Source organism: Mycobacterium sp. 4D054, from assembly GCF_052245755.1.
In the GTDB taxonomy this organism is placed as follows: Bacteria; Actinomycetota; Actinomycetes; order Mycobacteriales; family Mycobacteriaceae; genus Mycobacterium.
Genome location: NZ_JBQQCF010000004.1, coordinates 173,031 through 189,026, shown reverse-complemented (window position 1 = coordinate 189,026; position 15,996 = coordinate 173,031). Strand labels below are relative to the sequence as shown.

The window sequence follows — 15,996 nt, the reverse complement described above, 5'->3', positions numbered from 1 at the left end:
CGGTGGCGCAGCGTCTGGTGGTCGTCGGCAACGGCATGGCCGGCGTCCGCGCCCTGGAGGAAGTGCTGGCACGCGGCGGCGGCGACACGTTCGCAATCACCGTGTTCGGTGACGAACCCTACGGCAACTACAACCGCATCCTGTTGTCGAATGTGCTTGCCGGAATGGACGATCCCGCGGAGATCTATCTCAACGCGCTGTACTGGTACACCGACCACGGCATCGACCTGCGTGCCGGTGTGCGCGTGGTGCGCCTGGACACGTTCGCCCATGTGGTGCACGCCGACGACGGCACCACCCTGCACTACGACAAGTTGATCCTGGCCACAGGCAGCCGTTCCTTCTTCCCGCCGATGGCCGGGCTGTGGGCCGACAACAAGACGCTGGCCGACGGGGTGTTCGGCTTCCGCACTCTCGACGACACCGCGGCCATGATCTCCGAGGCCGCCAACCGCACCAAAGCCGTGGTGATCGGCGGCGGGCTGCTGGGCCTGGAAGCCGCGCGCGGGTTGCAGAAGCGCGGGCTGACCGTCGACGTGGTGCACGCCGGACCCACCTTGATGAACGCCCAGCTCGACGACCCGGCCGGCGCGATCCTGCGAAAGTCGGTGGAGGATCTCGGAATCGGGGTGCACACGGACAAGCGCACCACCGAGGTGAGCATCGGTGAGGACGGCAGGCTGCGGGGTGTCCTGTTCTCTGACGGCACGCGGCTGGACTGCGACATGTTGGTGATCGCGGCCGGCATCCGCCCCAATGTCGGGCTGGCACAGCGGGCCGGGCTGACCGTCGAGCGCGCCATCGTCACCGATGACCACATGCGCTCGATCGACGACGACGACGTCTACGTCGTCGGCGAGTGCGCCCAGCACCGCGGCCAGGTGTACGGGCTCGTCGCGCCGCTGTGGGAGCAGGCCAAGGTGCTGGCCGACCATCTCACCGGGGCCAACCCCGCCTCGGCCTATCACGGGTCACGGGTGGCGACGAAACTCAAGGTAGCCGGTGTCGACGTCGCGTCGATGGGCGTGAAGGCACCGGAACGCCCGGACGACGAGTTCGTGCAGTACGCCGAACCCCGGCACGGCGTCTACAAGACCGTCGTGATCCGTGACGGCAAGCTGGTGGGCGCCACCCTCGTCGGCGACGTGTCGAAGGTGTCGTTCCTGACGCAGGCGTTCGACAGCGGGCTGCCGCTGCCCGATGAACGGGTGTCGTTGATGTTCGACATCGGCACGCCGGAGGTGGGTGTCGGGGTGGCCGAACTGGCCGACGACGCGCAGGTGTGCAACTGCAACGGCGTGTCCAAGGGCGCGTTGGTGTCCTGCGTTCGCGGCGGCGAGACGTCGGTGAGTGGCGTGATGGCCAAGACCAAGGCGGGCAAGGGTTGCGGCTCGTGCAAGGAGCTGGTCGGCCAGGTCGTGGAGTGGGCCGCCGGCGGTGCGGTCACCGAGGATCCGTCGGCGTCGTGGTACGTGCCCGGCATCCCGTACGACAAGCCGACACTGATGCGACACATCCGGGAGCTCGGATTGCATTCGGTGTCTTCGGTGTTCGCCGCACTCGCGCCGGACGGCAAGGAGGACGCGGGATCGAAGATGGCGCTGGCGTCGCTGCTGGAGATGATGTGGGCCGACGAGTTCGTCGACGAACGCGACGCCCGCTACATCAACGACCGTGTGCACGCCAACATCCAGCGCGACGGCACGTTTTCGGTGGTGCCGCAGATGAAGGGTGGGGTGACCAGCGCCGCGCAACTGCGAAGGATCGCCGATGTCGCCGAGAAATACGAAATCCCGATGATCAAGTGCACCGGCGGCCAGCGCATCGACCTGCTGGGCGTACGCAAGGAGGACCTGCCGGCGGTCTGGGCGGACCTCGACATGCCGTCGGGGTATGCGTACGGCAAGAGCTTCCGGACCGTGAAAACCTGTGTGGGCAGCGACTTCTGTCGATACGGGGTCGGTGACTCGACGGCATTGGGCATCGCGATCGAGGAACGGTACAAAGGGCTGGCGAGTCCGGCGAAGATGAAGCTCGCTGTTACGGGATGTCCGCGCAACTGCGCCGAGGCGTTGTGCAAGGACCTCGGTGTCGTGGCTGTCGACGGTGGGCGCTGGGAGATCTACGTCGGCGGCGCGGCAGGGGCGCACATCCGCAAGGGCGACCTGCTCGCGACCGTCGACGACCCGCAGACGGTGATCACGCTGACCGGCCGGTTCCTTCAGTACTACCGCGAAAGCGCGAACTGGCTTGAGCGCACCTACAAGTGGGTGCCCCGGGTGGGTATCGATCACATCCGCGCGGTGGTCGTCGACGATGCCGAGGGTCTGGCCGAGGGGCTCGACGCGCGGATGCAGAAGTCGGTGGACGCCTACCGTGATCCGTGGCAGGACGGCCGGGAGCCGGTGTCGGCCGGTCAGTTCCGGTCATCGCTGCCGTTACTGCCGCTCCCCCAGGTTCCGGTGCGATGAGCGTCGGGGCCGGCAGCGCCATCGGTCGCGTCGACGAGATCCCGGTCGGCGAAGGCCGCACGTACTCCATCGACGGGACCCAGATCGCAGTCTTCCACCTGCGGGACGGATCCTTGCGTGCCGTCGACGCGGTGTGCCCGCACCGGGGCGGGCCACTGGCCGACGGCTTGACCGATGACTGCGTGGTGGTGTGCCCTCTGCACGGCCACACCTTCGACATGGCTTCGGGTGCCGAGGTTTCCGGCACCGACTTGTCCGTGCGCAGCTATCCGGTCGAGGCCGTGGACGGCATGATCCAGCTGACCCTTCGCTGACGAGTTACGCAGGTCGGCCACCCGACGGCGGCTGAGCCAGGATCGCGCCCCCGAGCCAGCGTTTGAGGAAGCGGCGTAGCTCGTCGGTCGGACGCTGCGCGTGGTTGGGCGCGACGAAGAACGACAACATGATCCGCAGGGTGAACTCGACCAGGTCACTCAACGCCGCGTCGTCGTAACCGTAACGCGCCCAGTCGACGTCGAACCGGGTGATCATGCGCATGCCGAAATCCCGCGCAAGATCCGAGGCGACCTCGCTGGGCCGCGCGGCCGAGCTCGGCGCCGACAGCAGGATCGCCAGGTGCGGGATTGTGACCACGGCGTCGAGGGTGAACATGACGCCTTCGGTCATCGCGTCCGCGGGATCGTGTATTCCGCGCACGTGTGCGGTGAGCTGATCGAGGAACCCGTCGACGGAGGCGATCGCAGCCGCGCGCATGAGCTCGTCGGCGGTCGGGAAGTACCGGTACACCGTCTGCCGGATCACCCCGAGCGACTCGGCGACCTCGGCGATGGTGATGGCGGCGCCGGTCTCGGCGATCAGGTCGACGGCTGCGGCGACGATGCGCTGCGCGGCTTCGGAGTCGCTGGCGGGCGGATCACCGCCCCAACCTCGGCGTTTGCGTGCCATCGTGGCACCGACGCTAGCACAGGCGTTGACGCCGGACCGGCAATGCAGTAATCATACAAACAGCCTGACAAATGTATGATTACTCCAGAATTGCCGAGGACCGGGATGACCGACCTGATCGTGCGCAAGCTGCGCTTCGCCTTCGCCAACCATCACGTCCCGTTTCTGTGGAATGAGGCCAACCCGGCGTTCTCGTCGATGGCCAACGCCGTGTCGTTCCTGGCGGTCGGATTCGAGAAGATGATCGGCGCCATGATCCCGGAGGCGATGCCGCTCATCGGCGATCCGGCCGTCGCCGAGGAAGCCGACGCGTTCGTGCGCCAGGAGGGCCAGCACTCGATGGCCCACCGCCAACACGTCAAAGGATTGATCAAGGCCTATCCGGGGTTGAAAGGCACCCTCGACAAGGTGATCGACGCCTACGACGACCTGACGGCGAACACGCCGCTAAAGTACCGGCTGGCCTACACCGCCGACCTTGAGGCGACCTTCACCCCGGTCTTCAAGCTCATGCTCGACCACGACGACACGCTGTTCGCACCCGGCGACGACCGGGTCGCGTCGCTGTTCCTGTGGCACTTCGTCGAGGAGGTGGAACACCGCAGCTCGGCGCTGATCATCTACGACGCGGTCGTCGACGATCCGTGGTACCGGATGCGGGTGGCGCCGTCGATCTTCAAGCACGTGATGGGGATCATCCGGCTGGTCTCCGAAGAGTTCAACCAGCACGTGCCGCTGGCGGAGCGCACGGTCGACGCAATGTCGACGTTCCGTCTCCACCGCCGCAAGAAAGCGCTGCTGCAACGTCTTCCGTTCATCGACGCACCCTATGACGGCCCGTTCGCGAACGCGTTCAGCCATCTGCCGCTGCGTGAGCAACTCGTCGCGCTCAACGGTGTCATCCGCAGTCAGATCCCCGGCCACGATCCGGCCCACGAGAAGTTGCCCGAGCTCGCCCAGGAGTGGTTCGACCGCTACGACGCCGGCTACGACGTGACCCAGTGGTACACGGCCACCGAGCGCGAGACCGTCAAGGAGGCCGCCGATGTCTGACCTGTGCACCCCCACCTTCGCCGATCTGGCGGCCCGGCTGGGGTTCTCGTGCGACACGGCGGGCGGGCTCGTCGAACTCCGCAATCCGTTCGCGCTGGAAAACTGGACACTGCCGGTGCTCGAGGTGACGATCGTCGTCGGCGCGGTGCTGGCGCTGCTGTACGCGATTGCGCGACTGCGCAGGCACAACGACCCGACCAACCTGGTGCTGTGGTTCGGCGCGATCGCCTATCTGCTCATCATCGAGCCACCGCTGTACTTTCCCGGCGCGTTCGGCATCGCCGAGCACGTCGACACCATGTTCGCGCACAACGTGTTCACCGTTGAGTTCCTCTGGGGGCGGCTACCGCTCTACATCATCGCGATCTATCCGATGATGGCGACGGTGGCGTTCGAGATCGTGCGGACGCTCGGAGTGTTTCGCCGCTACGGGACGCTCGTCGGCGCTGTCTGCGTCGGCTTCGTCCACCACGCGTTCTACGAGATCTTCGACCACCTCGGTCCCCAGTTGCGCTGGTGGGAATGGACATTGGAGCATCCGTTGAACCAGCCGTTCTTCGAAGCGGTGCCGCTGCCGAGTGTGGTGGTGTTCGCGACGCTGTGGCCGATGTCGCTGGCGCTGTGCGTGCAGTTCTTCGTCGGCCGCCATGTGGACCAGGGGCGGCGGTTGCGGCCCTCACAGATCGTCCTGCGCACGATCGTGGTCGGCATCCTCGCCTCCGTCGGCACCGTGATCCTGCCGCTGCCCGCCACGCTGGCGGCCGCGATCTCGGGCAGCACCACCGTGGGCGGGGTGGTCTACGCCCTGGAACTGGTCGTCATCAGCGTCGTCGCGATCCCGGTGCTGTTGGTTCAGTGGCGCCGGCGCGGCGACACTGCAGCGGTGCGCGCGGATGCTCCTCACCTGATGTTCGGTTACGCCGCAGCATATCTGGTGGTGATGGCCGCGCTGTGGGCTGCAGCGCTGCCTGCCTACCTGTCGGCCGGTGCCGGGGTTACCGCAGCCGGCGACCCGACCGGGAGCCTCTGGTACACGGTGCTGTGCTTCGTGATCGCCGGGCTGAGCCTTGCGGCGGCGTGGAGTGCGACTCGGCGCGGCACGTCGGTGAACCAGTCGACGACTGTGCCGGCGAACAGCGCCGGGTCCTGACCGTGATCACACCTCGTCGGGCTTGACCGCCAGCACCGGCTTCGGGCACTCGAGGATCACCTTCTGCGCGACGCTGCCGAGCAGCAGCTTCCCGACCGGGTTGCGGTTACGGATGCCTACTACCAGCAGCTGTGCGTCGTCACGTTCCACCGCGGTCAGCAACTCCTCGGCCGCGTCCACCCCGACCGGCTGGCGCAGCTCGTAACGCACTCCGCACTCGGCGAGCCGGGTTTGGACGTCCTGCACCTCGGATCGGCCGGCGAATCGCGCGTCGACGTAGGACTCCCCCGAGGTGGCGTTGATGACGACCACGCTGGTGTCACGAAGCCTGGCCTCGGCGATGCCGTGTTCCAGTGCCGCGTGACCGAACGGGTCGGCTGTGTATCCCACGATGACCGTCATTGCTGGGCCGCCTTCTCCCTCTGATCCCTGTCGTCTTCGACCACCAGCAGCGTCTCCTCGCTGCGATGCATGAGCCGCAGCACCAGGGGAGCGGCGAGTAGCAGGATCATCAGCACGTAGGTGATGATCGCGACGGGCTCGGTGAACAGGCTGCCCCAATCGCCGCCGCCGAGCTGCAGACTCTGGCGCAGCTGACGCTCGATGCGCGGACCGAGGATGACACCGATGATCAACGGCAACACCGGCAGTCCGAAGCGGCGCATCATCAGGCCCATCAATCCGAAGATCAGTAACAGGGCCAGATCCAGTGGTTGCAGATTCACTGCGAACGCGCCCAGTGTGGCGAAGAACAGGATGCCTGCATACAGGTATGGCCGCGGCGTGCGGAGCAGCTTGGCCCACAGGGGCGCCAGCGGCAGGTTGAGCACGAGCAGCAGGAAGTTGCCGATGAACAGGCTCGCGATCAACGTCCAGATCAGCAGTGGTTCCTTGTCGAACAGCGTGGGACCCGGCTGGATGCCGTACGAGACGAACGCGGTCAGGATCACCGCGGCGGTGGCGTTGGTCGGCAGACCCAGAGACAGCATCGGCACCAGAGTCCCTGCGGCCGAGGCATTGTTCGCCGCCTCCGGTCCCGCCACCCCCTCGATGGCACCCTTGCCGAACTCCTCGGGGTGCTTGGACAACTTCTTCTCGGTGATGTAGCTGAGGAACGTCGGCAGTTCGGCGCCGCCGGCGGGCAGCGCACCGAACGGGAACCCGAACGCGGTGCCGCGCAACCACGGCTTCCACGACCGGCCCCAGTCCTGCTTGCTCATCCACGGGCGGCCGACCGGAATGACGTCGGCGGGCCGGCGCCGTAGATGTGCTGCAACCCAGAGCGCTTCGCCGACGGCGAAGACGGCGACGGCGATGACGACGATGTCGATGCCGTCGCTCAGAAGCGGGATTCCGAAGGTGGCACGGGGCTGGCCCCAGCGAGTCGATGCCGACGATGCCGATGCCCAGACCGAGCAGCAGCGAGATCAGGCCGCGCATCTTCGACGAGCCGAGGACCGCGGTGACCGCGACGAGGGCGAACAGCATGATGGCCAGGTAGGACGGCGCGCCGAGGGTGACCGCGAACCGCGAGATCACCGGCGCGAATGCCGCGAGCAGCGCGGTGCCGATGGCGCCGGCCACGAAGGATCCGATCGCCGCCGTGGCGAGCGCCTGCGCGGCCCGGCCGACTTTGGCCATCTTGTTGCCCTCGATCGCGGTGATGACCGACGACGATTCGCCCGGGGTGTTCAACAGGATCGACGTCGTCGACCCGCCGTACATCCCGCCGTAGAAGATGCCGGCGAACATGATGAACGCCGAGCTGGGGCTGACGTTGTACGTGATCGGCAACAGGAGCGCGACCGTCATCGCCGGCCCGATGCCGGGCAGCACGCCCACAGCGGTGCCCAGCAGGACGCCGATCACGGCGTACAGCAGGTTCATCGGGGTGGCGGCTTCGGCGAACCCCTGCATGAGCCAGTCGAAATTCTCCATTACAGAATCCCATCCAGAATGCCTGCGGGCAGCGGGATGCCGAGCCCGGAGTAGAACGCGTAGAAGCTGCCGACGGCCAACACGGCGCCGATGACGACGTTGCGCACGTAGTGCCTGCTCCCGAGCACGGTCGCGCAACCGGCGAAGAAGAGTGCACCGGCGATCGCCCAACCCAGCGGCTCAACGAGCACGATCAGCATGACGAACAGGCCGACGAGCAGGCCGACGGTGCGCCAGTCGCTGGGCATGTCGGGGTCGATGTCCTCCCCCGCTTCGGCCTCGCCTGTCAACCCGCGCGGGATGGCGATCGCGAGCACGACCGCCATCACCAGCAGACCGACGCCGATGACGATCGGAAACAGGCGTGGGCCAACAGGATCGACCTCGGCGTAACCGCCGGGGATGGACAGCGCGTCGTAGATCAGGAACGCGCCGACCGCGACCATCACCGCGCAGACGACATATTGGGCGTAGTCGGGGCGGCGCGACGCCGCGGTCTCGGTTTCGATTTCGGTGCTCATACCAGCCCCAGGTCTGTCAGGGTCGTCTCGACACGTTGGTCCTGTTCTCTCAGAAATGCCTCGAACGGCTCCCCGGTCATGAACGCATCACTCCACCCGTTCGTCACCAGCGCCTCCTTCCACGCATCCGTGGCGTGCAACTCCTCGAGGATTCTGACCATCGCGGCCCGGTCCTCGTCTGAAATCCCCGGCGGGGCAATCACTCCGCGCCAGTTCGTGAACGTGAGGTCGATGCCGGCCTCGGTCAGCGTGGGCGCGTCGACACCCTCGACACGCTCGTCGCCGGAAACGGCGAGCACCCGCACCTGGCCGGACTCGATCTGGTCGACGTACTCCCCGAGCCCCGAGGTGCCCGCAGCGATCTTGTTGCCCAGCAATGCGGTGAGCAGATCACCGCCGCCGTCGTAGGACACGAAGTTGACCTTCGTCGGGTCCACCCCGACCGCCCTGGCGGTCTCCATGGGGAACAGGTGGTCGGGACCGCCCGGGCTGGACCCACCGCCGACGGTCACCTTCGCGGGGTCGGCCTTCCACGCGGAGACGAAGTCCTGCACCGTCCGGAACGGCGAATCGGCCGGGACCAGGATCCCCTCCTGTTCCTCGACCATCTTGGCCAGCGCCGTCGCGTCCGACGCCCGCGCCGCCGAACCATTGGTGAACGTGGCCCCGACGACGCCCAGGCCCATCATCATCATCAGGTCGCCGTTGCCGCGTTCGTTCATCAATCGGGCCATGGCCACCGTGCCGCCGGCGCCGATGACGTTGAACACCTCGACGCGGCCCGTGATCTCCTCGTCCTCCATGATCTTGACCGCGGTGCGGGCGGTGAGGTCATAGCCGCCGCCCGGACTGTTGGGCACCATCATTCGCAGACGGTGCAGACTGGTCTGCTCGCCGCGGGTGACCCCGCAGCCGGACAGCAGCAGCGCGGTGATCACGGCGACGGCCACGCCGACGATCGCGCCGCGCCGGCTGGATGCGAACATGTCGTCCCCCATCGCTTGGTTGTGGTGCTCAGCAATACTGGAACCCCGGACGTGACCCACGTCACCGATATGAACGCAAAGGAAGTAGTGGTCATTAAGAACATGCCGTCAGCGGTCGCCGGCCTGGTGCGGGGACGTAGCCTCGCCGGGCAGTTCCTGGTGTTCCAGCTGATGGTGGTGGCCGTGGTGCTCGTCGCCGTCGCCGCGGTGTCGGTGGCGCAGTCCGAGCGCGAATTCCGTGATGTGCGCGGGCAACGGATGATCGCCGTCGCCGAGAACATGGCGTCGACGCCGATCGTGCGGGAGCGCAGCGAACAACACCCGGACGACCCGTTCGCCGCCCGCACGCTGGCCCCGGAGGTGGACCGGGCGGTCGCGCTGTCCGGCGCCACGCTCGCCGAGATCCTCGGACCCGACAGCACCGTGCGGGCATCCTCGGATCCGTCGCGGATCGGCGCGCGGGTCGATCTGGGCCCCAGCCGCGCCGACGAGGGGCGAGCCTGGTTCGGCGATGCCGACGTCGACGGCACGCACAGTCTCATCGGCCAGGTGCCTGTGCTGTCCACCGACGGCGACGTGCTGGCCATCGCGTCGGTGAGCCAACGGTATCCGTCGACATGGGCACTGCTCAGCGGCGCCGGCGAGCGCCTGCTGGTCTACCTCGGGCTGGGCGCGGCGCTGGGGTTGGTGGCGTCCTGGCTGCTGTCGCGGCGGATCAAGCGGCACACGCGCGGGCTGGAGGTGGCCGAGATCGCCAACCTGGCCGACCACCGCGAGGCGCTGCTGCATCCGGGAGGGCGTCATCGCGGTGAACAACGACGGCGAGATCACGCTGCTCAACGACGGCGCTCGGGATCTGCTCGACGTACCCGAACACGCGGTCGGGCAACGGGTGGACACCGTCGGGATCGACCCGGCGGTGGTGTCCTTCCTGGTCTCCGCGGACACCGAGCAGGACACGGTCATCGCGACCAGGACGCGGGTGCTGGCGGTGAGCCGTCGGCCGGCGACCAGTCAGGGCCGGCGGATCGGGACGGTGATCACCATGCGGGACAGCACCGAACTCGCCGCACTGCAGGGACAGCTGTCGTCGCACAAGAGCGTCACCGACACCCTGCGCGCTCAGACCCACGAGTTCGCCAACCAGTTGCACACGATCTCCGGTCTGGTGCAACTCGGCGAGTACGACGCGGTCCGTGACCTGGTGGGCACGTTGACGCGACGGCGCGCCGAGATCAGTGACGCCGTCACGCAACGGATCTCCGATCCGGCGGTGGCGGCGCTGCTGATCGCCAAGACATCGCTGGCCGCCGAGAGCGGGGTGTCGTTGCGGCTGGACCCGGACTCGCACCTGCAGGCGCTCGACCCGGCGCTGGCGACCGATGTGATCACGTTGCTGGGCAACCTGATCGACAACGCCGTCGATGTGTCGGTGGGCGCACAGGAGGCCACCGTGACCGTGTGCATCGACGATCGCGACGGGCTCGTGGTCTCGGTGCTCGACTCCGGACCCGGTGTGCCCGAGCATCTTCGCGAAGCCATCTTTGCCCGCGGGGTCACCTCCAAACCCGAGGTCCCCGGCGGCCGGGGCATCGGCCTGGCACTGGTGCGGCTGGTGGCCGCGCAGCACGGCGGCACCATCGAGGTCGGCGACGCCCCGGCAGGCGGGGCCCGCTTCCTGGTACGGCTGAAGGCGGTGGCGCCCCATGCGTGATGTGCTGGTCGTCGATGACGATTTCATGGTGGCCGAGATTCACCGCCGCTTCGTGGACCGGGTGGACGGGTTCCGTGCCGTGGGTGTCGCCCGCACCGGAGCAGAGGCGTTGACCGCGACGCGGGAGCTGCGTCCGCAGCTGATCCTGCTCGACGTGTACCTGCCGGACATGACGGGACTGAAAGTGCTGCAGCGCTTGCGTTCCGAGGGAGATCGCGTCGACGTCATCATGATCACCGCGGCGCGGGAGCTCGACACCGTGCGCGGCGCGCTCGACGGCGGCGCGACCGATTACCTGATCAAACCGTTCGAGTTCCCGCAACTGGAGACCAAGCTGCGGGCCTATGCCGCACGCGCCGACGCACTGCAGTCGGCGCGCGGGGCCGACCAGACGCTCATCGATGCGCTGTTCGGCGGTCCGGCTGTCGCGGCGGCCAAGGCTCTCCCGAAGGGTCTGGGCGCAGAGACCGGCGAGATGGTGCTGACCGCCGTGCGCGACGCCGGTGAGGTGTCGGCGGCTGAATGCGCCGACCTGGTGGGGATCTCGCGGGTCAGCGCGCGCCGTTACCTGGAGCATTAACTCGGCACCGGAGTGCTGGAACTGCGACTGCAGTACGGGGTGGGTCGGCCGGAGCGCCGGTACCGCATCGCCGGCTAGACGATCACCCGGTCGACGCTGGTGCCGGTCCCGGTTGAAGTAGGCCCGTTGACGACGAAGTTGGTGGCCGTCGCCGAGGCACCACCCGGGGACGCCTGGAAGCCGAAGCTGACGGTCTGGTTCGCCGCCACCTTGGGGTTCCAGGAGGCGTTGCGCACCACGTAGTGATTGCCGACCCTGCTGACGATCTCGGCGTTCCAAATGTTGTTGATCTGCGCCGGGGTGTCGAATTCCACTGTCCAGCCGTCCAGTCCGGCCGACCCGGCCGTCACGGTGACGGTTGAGGTGAAGCCCGAACCCCAGTTTTCGTTGACCACCAGAGTCGCCGTCGAGTTGCCCGGCGTCGGGGTGGCGGCCACGTCGTCGTCGGTGACGGTGCCGACCGCCCAGCCGTCGGCGATGGTCACCCCGTTCGGGTTCGACAGGGTCAGCGCGAACGTCTCGTCCTGCTCGACGACCGTGTCGCCCAGGATCGGGACCGTGATCTGCGCGGTGGCCGCACCGGCGGCGAACGTCAATACACCTGATGTCGCGGTGAAGTCGCTTCCGGCGGTCGCGGAACCGTTCGACGTCGCATAGGCGATGCTCACCGGCGACCCCGACGCCTTGTCCAGAGTCACCAGAAACACCATGTTCTTTGTACCGCTGTTGGATTCGGTGACACTGGCATCGGCGATCGAGACCTTCGGCAACACCACCGGAGCCGGGCCCTGACCGCCGGCGGGCAACCCGTTGACCACGAAGTTGGTGGCCGTCGCCGTGGCGCCGCCCGGGGATGCCTGGAAGCCGAACTCGACGGTCTGTCCGGCGGCGACCTTGGGGTTCCACGAGGCGTTGCGCACCACGTAGTGATTGCCCACCTGGCTGACGATCTCGGCGTTCCAGATGTTGCTGATCTGCGCCGGTGAATCGAATTCGACCGTCCAGCCGCTGAACCCGGATGTTCCGGCGGTCACGCTGACGGACGCGACGAAGCCCGAGCCCCAGTTGTCGTTGACGACGTACGTCACCGAGGAATTGCCCGGGGTCGGGGTGGTACCCCCGTCGTCGTCGGTGATGGTGCCGGTGGCGGTCCCGTCGGCGATGGTCGCACCGGTGGGACTCGACAGTGTCACGGTGAACGTCTCGTTCGATTCGGCAACGGTGTCACCCACGATGTCGACGTGCACGGTGCGCGACGTGACACCCGGGGCGAACTCGATGACACCCGAGGCCGCGGTGTAGTCCACGCCGGCGGTCGCGGTGCCGTTGGCGGTGGTGTAGCGCACCGTGACCGCCTGGGTGGACGCCCTGTCCAAGGTCACGACGAACATGAAATGGGCGTGATCTCCGTTGCCTTCGGCCACCGCGAGATCGGCGATGGAGATCGCCGGCGGCGGCCCGGACACCGGATTCACCGTGCCGTAGTCGTTGAACACGTTGCTGAAGCTGCCCTCGGGGGCGTTGGTCCCGGAGGTGTTGGTGGTGGCCTGGCCGAGGTTGCCCGGTTTGTCGCGGTTCACCGACCACATCGACAGCATTCCGAGCTTCTTTGCGCGGGCGAAGTCTTCGAGCGCCTGCGCATCGGCGACGGTGAACACCTCGGTCAGGACGTCGTTGACGCCGATCATCGGCGTCACGCCGAGCTGGTTCCAGCCGAAGCTCTGCCCGTGCTGGGTGTAGAGCGCCGAAAGCTGGGCGTGGGTCGACTCTGCCGCCTGGATCGCGTAGGCGCCCATGGTCTTTGCGTTCGGCCCGCTGGTAGGCGCGGCCGACTCACCGTAGTCCATCGCCATCACGTTGACGCCGTCGAGCTTGACACCGGCGCTCAGCGCGGCGTGCACAACGTTGAGGCCGTCGGCGGTCAACCCGGTGGGCAGCACCGGCAGGGTGTACCAGATCTCGAGGTCGGGCTTTCGCTGTTGCAGCAGTTTGAGCGCCTGGGCATTCAGCGCAATCGACACCTGATCGGCCACCGCGGCGCCTTCGATGTCGAAGTCGATGCGGTTGAGGCGGTAGGTGTCGACGATGCCGCCGTACGCGGTCGCCAGTGCCTGGGCGCTGAGCCCACGGGTGGCGTACCACTGCGCCAGGCTGGTTCCCGACGCCCCACCCAGGGAGATCATCACATCGCCGCCGGCGGCCTGCAGCGCCGCAATCGACTGGTTGATCGCCTTCGCTTGCTCGAAGTCGGAATCCGGGGTGAGAGCCGAGAGCCCGGCCCACGCCAGCTTGCCGTCCGGCGTCGCCTGCAGGAAACCGAGGGTGATCAGCGACGTTCCGTAGTTCCGGGCGATGGCCAGCAGATTCGGCACCGGCCACGCACCCATGTCGACGTAGGGCGCGAAATACGCCTCACCCCAGAGGGCGTCGCCGGGGTTACCGGAGTTGACGCCGCCGGCGCCGGGTGTCACGGTGTCGTCGTCGAGGATCGTCCCGATCGCCGAACCGTCGCCGATGGTGGCGGCAGTCGGGTTCGACAGCGTGACGAAGAAGGTCTCGTTGCCCTCGACGGCGCTGTCCCCCACCACGTCGACGTGCACCAGTTGCGACGTCACCCCGGGCGCGAAGGTGATGGTGCCCGAGGTCGCGCTGTAATCGAGGCCGGCGATCGCGGTGCCGTTGGAGGTGGCATAGCGGACGGCAACCGTCTCCGTCGACGCCTTGTTCAGGGTCGCGACGAACATGAAATGGCTGTGCTCGCCGTTGCCTTCGGTGACGGACAGGTCGGCGATGGACACGGTCGGCGGTGTGGCCGGCGCCTGGTCGACGTCGTCGTTGCCGATCGTGCCGACACCGCTGCCGTCGGCGATGGTCGCGTTGCGCGGGGAGGACAATGTCAGCGTGAATTGTTCGTCGAGCTCGACGAGGGTGTCGCCATTGACCGTGACGGTGACGGCCTTGATCGTCTCTCCGGGCGCGAACGTCAGCGTGCCGACCGCCGGGGCGTAGTCGCCGCCGGCCGCGGTGGCGGTGCCGTTGCTCGTGCTGTAGCTGACCGTGACCGTCTCGGTAAACGCTTTCGACAGAGTGACGGTGAAGTTCATCGTCGACGTCCCGGAGTTGCCCTCGGAGACGCTGCCGTCGCTGACCGACAGGCTCGGCCACGAAACAGGTTGCCCCGCATTGTAGATGAGGTTGCTCCACTTGATCCGAGCGCCGTTGTCGAGCGCGATGATGTTGCTCGTCTGCAACTCACCGATGGCCACACCGGTGAGGGTGTAGGACTGGTTGTTTCCGGTGATCGCGATGCGGGTGGAGCCGGCGACCTCGGTGATGTCGAACTCGTGGGCCTTGAACCAGCCGAAGTCGAGCTTGTCCTCGGACGGGTCGAAGTCGAGCGTGGTGTGGCTTCCGTACTGCCAGGAAATCGTTGTGGTGGTCCCGGTTTCGCCGGCGGGCGGCTGGCCGTTGCCCGCGGTGGTGGGCCAGCTGTCGGTACCCGCCATCGGAACACCCTGCGGCCGGACTTGCGAGTCGGGCACCGTGCCGATTCCCAGCTGCTGGTTGAGCCGGTCCCCGCGCACTTGGGCGTTGTGGAAGATGAAATTGCTCGCGGTGAGCTGGCTTTTCGTGACACCTTGCAGAATCAGCGCCTGGCCGGTGCCGGCATTGGAGATCACGACGCCTTCGGGGGTGTCGGACATGTACAGCTGTTCGCGGGTGCCGAAGTAGCGGAAGTCGACGACGTCGGTGGCCGCATTGAAAGCCACCCTGTCGATCTGTCCGAGTTCATGCGATCGTGCATAGACGGTGTTGGGTTGCGCGGTGACACCGTTCTCCCAGGCGAGTGCGCCCGAAAGGTCCTGTCGGAGGTGGTCGTTGATGACCGGTGTGAAGTTGTCGACGGTGAGCTGGCCCAGCGACACCCCCTTGACGACGGCGGTCTCGCCGGACCAGGGGTTGCGGAAGCCGACCCCCTCGGGGGTGTCGACGACGATGAAGTTGTGCACCGACACCTCCCCGAGATCCAATTTGTCTCTGGCAGGATCGAATCCGACGATGTCGGGCCCGGACGTGGTGACGTGGTGGATCGTGCCGGACGTGGCGCCACCCGCGGCCGCCACGGCGCTGGTGCCGCGCTCGGAGGTTGTCCGGGTGAGCACGCCGGTCCCGTCGACGGTGATCGCCACCGGGACCCGAGCCCTGGTGGGGTTCACCGAGATCAGGTGAAAGCCGGTGTCACGCACCTGAATGACGAAGTTGTCGGTACCCCCGGCGGCCGCGAGCACGGGATTGACGGTGTAGGTGAAATTGCCCGAGCTGTCGACGGTGACGGTGCCCCTGGTGGGTGCCTGCACCACGGTGTAGACCAGCCGGTCTCCCTCCGGGCCGGACGCGGTCACGGAACCGGTGACCACACCAGGCTGCGATTGCGTGGACCAGGCCAACGCGGCCGTCGGACCGTTGTTGGCGAACAGTCGGTCCATCTCGCGGCGGATGGCACCGAGGACCACGGTGACGAACTCGAAGGTCGGCAGCGGGGTGCCGCTGTTGGTCGCCGACGGGCCGATGCCCAGCAGCCCGAGGAACTTGGACAGCATCGTGGTCAATCCGGAGGACGTGGTCGCGGTCCGCGAC

9 protein-coding genes and 3 pseudogenes are annotated in these 15,996 nt (G+C 67.2%); 6 read left to right on the top strand and 6 right to left on the bottom strand.

Translation table 11 applies throughout. The annotated features are described in order from the left end of the window. Positions 1 to 2: 2 nt before the first annotated feature. Together nirB and ACTWP6_RS05545 are read left to right on the top strand one after the other, a co-directional pair. A complete protein-coding gene (gene nirB / locus ACTWP6_RS05550; protein WP_443187070.1) occupies positions 3 to 2,471 on the top strand; it encodes a nitrite reductase large subunit NirB in 2,469 nt (822 codons plus the stop codon). Beyond that, a complete protein-coding gene (locus ACTWP6_RS05545; RefSeq protein WP_260753441.1) occupies positions 2,468 to 2,785 on the top strand; it encodes a Rieske (2Fe-2S) protein in 318 nt (105 codons plus the stop codon). The genes nirB and ACTWP6_RS05545 overlap by 4 nt, the downstream gene beginning before the upstream one ends. A gap of 4 nt (positions 2,786 to 2,789) precedes the next feature. Here ACTWP6_RS05545 and ACTWP6_RS05540 read toward each other — a convergent pair whose 3' ends face one another. Then, positions 2,790 to 3,416: a TetR/AcrR family transcriptional regulator gene (locus ACTWP6_RS05540; protein WP_260753443.1), complete on the bottom strand. Its 627-nt coding sequence runs from the start codon at positions 3,414 to 3,416 to the stop codon at positions 2,790 to 2,792. Between the two features lie 105 nt (positions 3,417 to 3,521). On the opposite strand from ACTWP6_RS05540, the gene ACTWP6_RS05535 reads away from it, so the two are divergent. Both ACTWP6_RS05535 and ACTWP6_RS05530 read left to right on the top strand, forming a co-directional pair. Then, a complete protein-coding gene (locus ACTWP6_RS05535) occupies positions 3,522 to 4,469 on the top strand; it encodes a metal-dependent hydrolase (protein WP_260753444.1) in 948 nt (315 codons plus the stop codon). Beyond that, the gene (locus ACTWP6_RS05530) at positions 4,462 to 5,619 is read left to right on the top strand and encodes a hypothetical protein (RefSeq protein WP_443187069.1); all 1,158 of its coding nucleotides are present in this window, start codon (positions 4,462 to 4,464) and stop codon (positions 5,617 to 5,619) included. The genes ACTWP6_RS05535 and ACTWP6_RS05530 overlap by 8 nt, the downstream gene beginning before the upstream one ends. A 6-nt stretch (positions 5,620 to 5,625) precedes the next feature. Here the strand turns inward: ACTWP6_RS05530 and ACTWP6_RS05525 are convergent, their stop codons facing one another. From ACTWP6_RS05525 to ACTWP6_RS05510, 4 genes and pseudogenes are all read right to left on the bottom strand, one after another. Further along, on the bottom strand, positions 5,626 to 6,021 hold the full coding sequence (locus tag ACTWP6_RS05525) for a universal stress protein (RefSeq protein ID WP_443187068.1): 396 nt from the start codon (positions 6,019 to 6,021) through the stop codon (positions 5,626 to 5,628). After that, positions 6,018 to 7,557 (bottom strand): annotated as a pseudogene (locus ACTWP6_RS05520) (tripartite tricarboxylate transporter permease). The gene ACTWP6_RS05525 and the pseudogene ACTWP6_RS05520 overlap by 4 nt, the downstream one beginning before the upstream one ends. Next, a complete protein-coding gene (locus ACTWP6_RS05515) occupies positions 7,557 to 8,078 on the bottom strand; it encodes a tripartite tricarboxylate transporter TctB family protein (RefSeq protein ID WP_443187067.1) in 522 nt (173 codons plus the stop codon). Before ACTWP6_RS05515 ends, ACTWP6_RS05520 begins: the two are co-directional and overlap by 1 nt. After that, positions 8,075 to 9,064: a Bug family tripartite tricarboxylate transporter substrate binding protein gene (locus tag ACTWP6_RS05510; RefSeq protein ID WP_443187066.1), complete on the bottom strand. Its 990-nt coding sequence runs from the start codon at positions 9,062 to 9,064 to the stop codon at positions 8,075 to 8,077. The genes ACTWP6_RS05515 and ACTWP6_RS05510 overlap by 4 nt, the downstream gene beginning before the upstream one ends. Before the next feature lie 102 nt (positions 9,065 to 9,166). On the opposite strand from ACTWP6_RS05510, the pseudogene ACTWP6_RS05505 reads away from it, so the two are divergent. After that, positions 9,167 to 10,778, top strand: a pseudogene (locus ACTWP6_RS05505) (ATP-binding protein). After that, positions 10,771 to 11,436 (top strand): annotated as a pseudogene (locus ACTWP6_RS05500) (response regulator). Before ACTWP6_RS05505 ends, ACTWP6_RS05500 begins: the two co-directional pseudogenes overlap by 8 nt. On the opposite strand, the gene ACTWP6_RS05495 reads toward ACTWP6_RS05500, so the two are convergent. Further along, positions 11,433 to 15,959, bottom strand: a complete 4,527-nt coding sequence (locus ACTWP6_RS05495; protein WP_443187065.1) for a Calx-beta domain-containing protein — start codon at positions 15,957 to 15,959, stop codon at positions 11,433 to 11,435. The pseudogene ACTWP6_RS05500 and the gene ACTWP6_RS05495 overlap by 4 nt on opposite strands. Positions 15,960 to 15,996: the final 37 nt, after the last annotated feature.

Bases quoted from the DNA above. Each gene is read 5' to 3' on its own strand.
- ACTWP6_RS05545 (WP_260753441.1), top strand. From the start codon at position 2,468: ATGAGCGTCGGGGCCGGCAGCGCCATCGGTCGCGTCGACGAGATCCCG.
- ACTWP6_RS05540 (WP_260753443.1), bottom strand. From the start codon at position 3,416: ATGGCACGCAAACGCCGAGGTTGGGGCGGTGATCCGCCCGCCAGCGAC.
- ACTWP6_RS05535 (WP_260753444.1), top strand. From the start codon at position 3,522: ATGACCGACCTGATCGTGCGCAAGCTGCGCTTCGCCTTCGCCAACCAT.
- ACTWP6_RS05530 (WP_443187069.1), top strand. From the start codon at position 4,462: ATGTCTGACCTGTGCACCCCCACCTTCGCCGATCTGGCGGCCCGGCTG.
- ACTWP6_RS05525 (WP_443187068.1), bottom strand. From the start codon at position 6,021: ATGACGGTCATCGTGGGATACACAGCCGACCCGTTCGGTCACGCGGCA.
- ACTWP6_RS05515 (WP_443187067.1), bottom strand. From the start codon at position 8,078: ATGAGCACCGAAATCGAAACCGAGACCGCGGCGTCGCGCCGCCCCGAC.
- ACTWP6_RS05510 (WP_443187066.1), bottom strand. From the start codon at position 9,064: ATGTTCGCATCCAGCCGGCGCGGCGCGATCGTCGGCGTGGCCGTCGCC.
- ACTWP6_RS05495 (WP_443187065.1), bottom strand. From the start codon at position 15,959: ATGCTGTCCAAGTTCCTCGGGCTGCTGGGCATCGGCCCGTCGGCGACC.